This window comes from Corynebacterium sp., from assembly GCF_012838985.1.
GTDB lineage: Bacteria > Actinomycetota > Actinomycetes > Mycobacteriales > Mycobacteriaceae > Corynebacterium.
Genome location: NZ_DUOE01000164.1, coordinates 1 through 4,040 on the forward strand (window position 1 = coordinate 1; position 4,040 = coordinate 4,040).

5 protein-coding genes are annotated in these 4,040 nt (G+C 66.8%); 1 reads left to right on the forward strand and 4 read right to left on the reverse strand.

The genetic code is table 11. The annotated features are described in order from the left end of the window. Nucleotides 1–1,121, forward strand: a 1,121-nt coding sequence (ettA, locus tag GXZ33_RS09530; protein ID WP_291340800.1) for an energy-dependent translational throttle protein EttA, incomplete at its 5' end; no start/stop codon positions are given. Between the two features lie 64 nt (nucleotides 1,122–1,185). On the opposite strand, the gene GXZ33_RS09535 is transcribed toward ettA, so the two are convergent. The 4 genes from GXZ33_RS09535 to GXZ33_RS09550 are packed head-to-tail and all read right to left on the reverse strand — an operon-like array spanning nucleotide 1,186 to nucleotide 3,942. Beyond that, a complete protein-coding gene (locus GXZ33_RS09535; RefSeq protein ID WP_291340801.1) occupies nucleotides 1,186–1,485 on the reverse strand; it encodes a DUF202 domain-containing protein in 300 nt (99 codons plus the stop codon). Between the two features lie 6 nt (nucleotides 1,486–1,491). Then, complete coding sequence (locus GXZ33_RS09540) at nucleotides 1,492–1,869, reverse strand: DUF202 domain-containing protein (RefSeq protein WP_291340802.1); 378 nt, start codon at nucleotides 1,867–1,869, stop codon at nucleotides 1,492–1,494. After that, a complete protein-coding gene (locus tag GXZ33_RS09545) occupies nucleotides 1,869–3,377 on the reverse strand; it encodes a tripartite tricarboxylate transporter permease (protein ID WP_291340803.1) in 1,509 nt (502 codons plus the stop codon). The genes GXZ33_RS09540 and GXZ33_RS09545 overlap by 1 nt, the downstream gene beginning before the upstream one ends. 52 nt (nucleotides 3,378–3,429) lie before the next feature. After that, complete coding sequence (locus GXZ33_RS09550; RefSeq protein WP_291340804.1) at nucleotides 3,430–3,942, reverse strand: tripartite tricarboxylate transporter TctB family protein; 513 nt, start codon at nucleotides 3,940–3,942, stop codon at nucleotides 3,430–3,432. Nucleotides 3,943–4,040 lie beyond the last annotated feature (98 nt).

Consider the following 4,040-nt stretch of genomic DNA (forward strand, 5'->3'; position numbering starts at 1 on the left):
ACGAGCCCACCAACCACCTGGACGCCGAGTCCGTCCTGTGGCTGGAGAAGCACCTGGCCGACTACAAGGGTGCCGTCCTCGCCGTCACCCACGACCGTTACTTCCTCGACCACGTCGCGGAGTGGATCTGTGAGGTCGACCGCGGCAAGCTGCACCCGTACGAGGGCAACTACTCCACCTACCTGGAGAAGAAGGCCGAGCGCCTCGAGGTCGCCGGCAAGAAGGACCAGAAGCTGCAGAAGCGCCTGAAGGATGAGCTGGCGTGGGTCCGCTCCTCCCCGAAGGCACGTCAGGCCAAGAACAAGGCCCGTCTGGAGCGCTACGAGGAGATGGCCGCCGAGGCCGAGAAGTACAAGAAGCTGGACTTCGAGGAGATCCAGATCCCGACCCCGCCGCGCCTGGGCAACAAGGTCGTCGAGGTCAAGGACCTGGAGAAGGGCTTCGACGGCCGCGTCCTCATCAAGGACCTGTCGTTCACCCTGCCGCGTAACGGCATCGTCGGCGTCATCGGCCCGAACGGTGTGGGTAAGACCACCCTGTTCAAGACCATCGTCGGTCTGGAGCAGCCGGACTCCGGCACCGTCGAGGTCGGCGAGACCGTCAAGCTGTCCTACGTCGACCAGGGCCGTGAGAACATCGACCCGGAGGAGACCGTGTGGCAGGTCGTCTCGGGCGGCCTGGACTACATCAAGGTCGGCCAGAACGAGATGCCGTCCCGCGCCTACCTGTCCGCCTTCGGGTTCAAGGGCCCGGACCAGCAGAAGCCGTCCAAGGTCCTGTCCGGTGGTGAGCGCAACCGCCTCAACCTGGCGCTGACCCTCAAGCAGGGCGGCAACCTGCTGCTCCTCGATGAGCCGACGAACGACCTGGACGTCGAGACCCTGGGTTCCCTCGAGAACGCGCTGCAGCAGTTCCCGGGCTGCGCCGTGGTCATCTCGCACGACCGTTGGTTCCTGGACCGCACCTGTACCCACATCCTCGCCTGGGAAGGCAACATCGAGGAGGGCAAGTGGTTCTGGTTCGAGGGCAACTTCGGTGACTACGAGAAGAACAAGGTCGAGCGCCTCGGCGCGGAGGCCGCACGCCCGTCGCGTGTCACCCACCGTCGTCTGACCCGTTAAGGTCGCTTGTCGACGTCCGCAGGGCCCCTCCCACCGTCACGGTGGGAGGGGCCCTGCGGTGTTTCTAGGGGGCGAGGATGAGGAACATCATCGCGGCGGTGAGGGTGAGGACGCTGCCGATGCTCACGGGGGAGGAGTCCGCCAGCAGTCCCGCCACCTCCTCGAGGTAGCGGCGCTGCTGGGAGAGGTGGATGCCCAGCGCCATCGCGGCGAGGACGACGATGAGGGCCAGCACCCAGGGGCCGTAGACCCACGCCCACCGGACGAGGATCATGGAGCAGAGGGACATGGCCAGGGCGGTGCGGGTCCAGGCGAGGGAGGTGCGCTCGGGCTGGAGTCCGGGGTCGGTGTGGTGCGGGCTCATGGGGTCTCAGGGGGTGAGGAACAGCCACATGGCCACGCAGGAGGCCGCCAGGGCGGCGAAGGACAGCAGCGGCACGATCCCCGGGACGGGCAGCGGGGCTCCGCGGCGCATGGCCCGCTCGACCCGCACCCAGCGGCCGGCGGCCCCGGCGGAGATGAGCATGCCCACGGCGATGATGAACACCGCCAGCCCGGTCTTCAGTTCCGGGGACAGGTCGAGGGGGAAGGCCTCGAGGGCGATGCCGCCGGCGAGGAAGGCCAGGGAGGTGCGGGTCCAGGCGAGGAAGGTGCGTTCGTTGGCGAGGGTGAAGCGCGGGTCCGGCTCCTCCCCGTCGGGGAAGAAGAGCCGGGCCAGGCGGGAGCGTTCGTCGGTGGTCACGGTCATCAGACGTAGATCGTGCGGTCGGGGTCGTTGGCCAGTTCCCGCAGTCGCTTCTGACGCTTACGGAGGCGGTCGACCAGCGAGGCGGCGGTGACGGCCAGGATGACCATCATGATGGCGATGACCAGCGGGCGCTCCAGGAAGACGCTGAAGCTGCCGTCGGAGACGAGCATGGTGCGACGGAACTGCAGCTCGAGGATGGGGCCCAGGATGAAACCGAGGATGAAGGGGCCCATCTCGAAGTTGGCCTTGCGCAGGATGTAGCCGACGATGCCGAAGACGATGGCCGTCGCGACGTCGAAAAGGCTGTTGCGGACGCTGAAGACACCGCAGATGGCGACGAGCAGGATGATCGGGGCCATGATGTTGCCGCGCACGCGCAGCATCTGGACGAATACACCGACCAGCGGCAGGTTGAGTGCCAGGAGCAGCACGTTGCCGATGTACATCGAGGCGATGACTCCCCAGAAGACCTCGGGATGGTCGTTGACCAACGCGGGACCGGGGGTGATGTTCTGCAGCAGGAGCGCACCGAAGATCAGCGCCAGGACGGGGTTCGGCGGGACGCCGAGGGTGAGCAGCGGGATGAACGAGGAATTCGAGGACGCGTTGTCGGCGGTCTCGGTGGCGGCCAGCCCCTCGACGGCACCCTTGCCGAACATGTGGGGCCGCTTGGACACCTTCTTCTCGACGCCGTACGCCACCACCGCGGACACCGGGCCACCGCCACCGGGGATGATGCCGATGAAGAAGCCGATGACGGAGGCACGGAGGATGGCGAAACGGGAGAGGAGCCAGTCAGCGCGGCTGGGCAGGGTGGGCTTCAGGTTGGAGCCCCTGGTCCCCTGGTAGAAACCCTGCTCGGCGTTGTAGATGAGCTCGCCGATGCCGAAGAGTCCGACGGCGACGGCGACGATGTCGATACCCGGGAGCAGCTGCAGGACACCGAAGGTGAGACGGTCGTTGCCGGAGATCGGGTCGATGCCGATGGTGGCGACGATGATGCCCAGGCAGCCGATGATGAGGGCCTTCCACTTCGAGCCGGACCCCAGGAGGATGATCATGAGCAGGCCGATGAGGGCGAGGGCGAACATGTCGGCGGAGTTGATGTTGCCGGCGAGCTGGGCCAGGACCGGCGCCAGGAAGGTGAGGCCGATGATGGCGACGGTGCCGCCGATGAAGGAGCCGATCGCGGTGAGGCTGAGCGCCTCACTGGCCTTGCCCTGTTTCGCCAGCGGGTAGCCGTCGAAGGTCGTGACCACGGCGGAGGCGTCACCGGGCAGGCGGAGCAGGATGGCGGGGATGCGGCCGCCGTACATCGAGCCGTAGTAGATGCCGGCCAGCATCATGATGGAGGTGGCCGCGTCGAGCTCGTAGGTGATGGGCAGCAGGAGGGCGATGGCGGTGACCGGGCCCAGCCCGGGGATGAGGCCGATGATGGTGCCGATGACCACGCCGAGGGTGACGAACAGCAGGTTGTACGGGCTGAACGCCACCTCGAAGCCTGACATCAGACCGCTGAGAGTATCCATGGGATGCTCACTTTCTGGATGACGGGTCCGGCTACAGCCAGCCGGGCAGGAGGGCGAGGGAGACGTGGAAGAGCACGCCGAACAGCAGGTAGAGCACCGTCGGGGTGAGGACCGCGATGATCAGTGAGTTACGGACGGACTCCTCGGCGCTCCACCGGGAGATGATGAAGAGGCTGACGGCGCCCGCCAGGACGAACCCGAGCAGGGGGTAGAGGGCGACGAAGAGGAACAGTCCACCGGCCATGAGCACCGCGCGGATCACGCGTTCCCGGTTGAAGACCTCGAACTGCTCCTTGACCAGGAACGCCCCGGGGACGGCGATGATGATGCCGAGCGCCACGATGAACACCCACAGCCCGGAGGCGGGCCGCTGCAGGGACCCGATCCCCAGGTTCCAGGCGTAGGTCGCCAGGAAGACGCCCAGGGCGAGGAGGGCGCCGAGGATGATGCGGTAGAGCAGCGGGTTGCCCGACTCCAGCTGGGCGGGAGGGAAGGGGGACTCGTCCGCGACGGGTACGGCGTTGCCGCTCACGTCGTCAGTCACAGGATGGCTCATTTCAGGATCCCCAGTTCTTCGTAGGCGGTGGCGAGACGGTTCATCTCGTCGGGTGCGTAGTCACGCATCCACTCGGGTCCGGACAT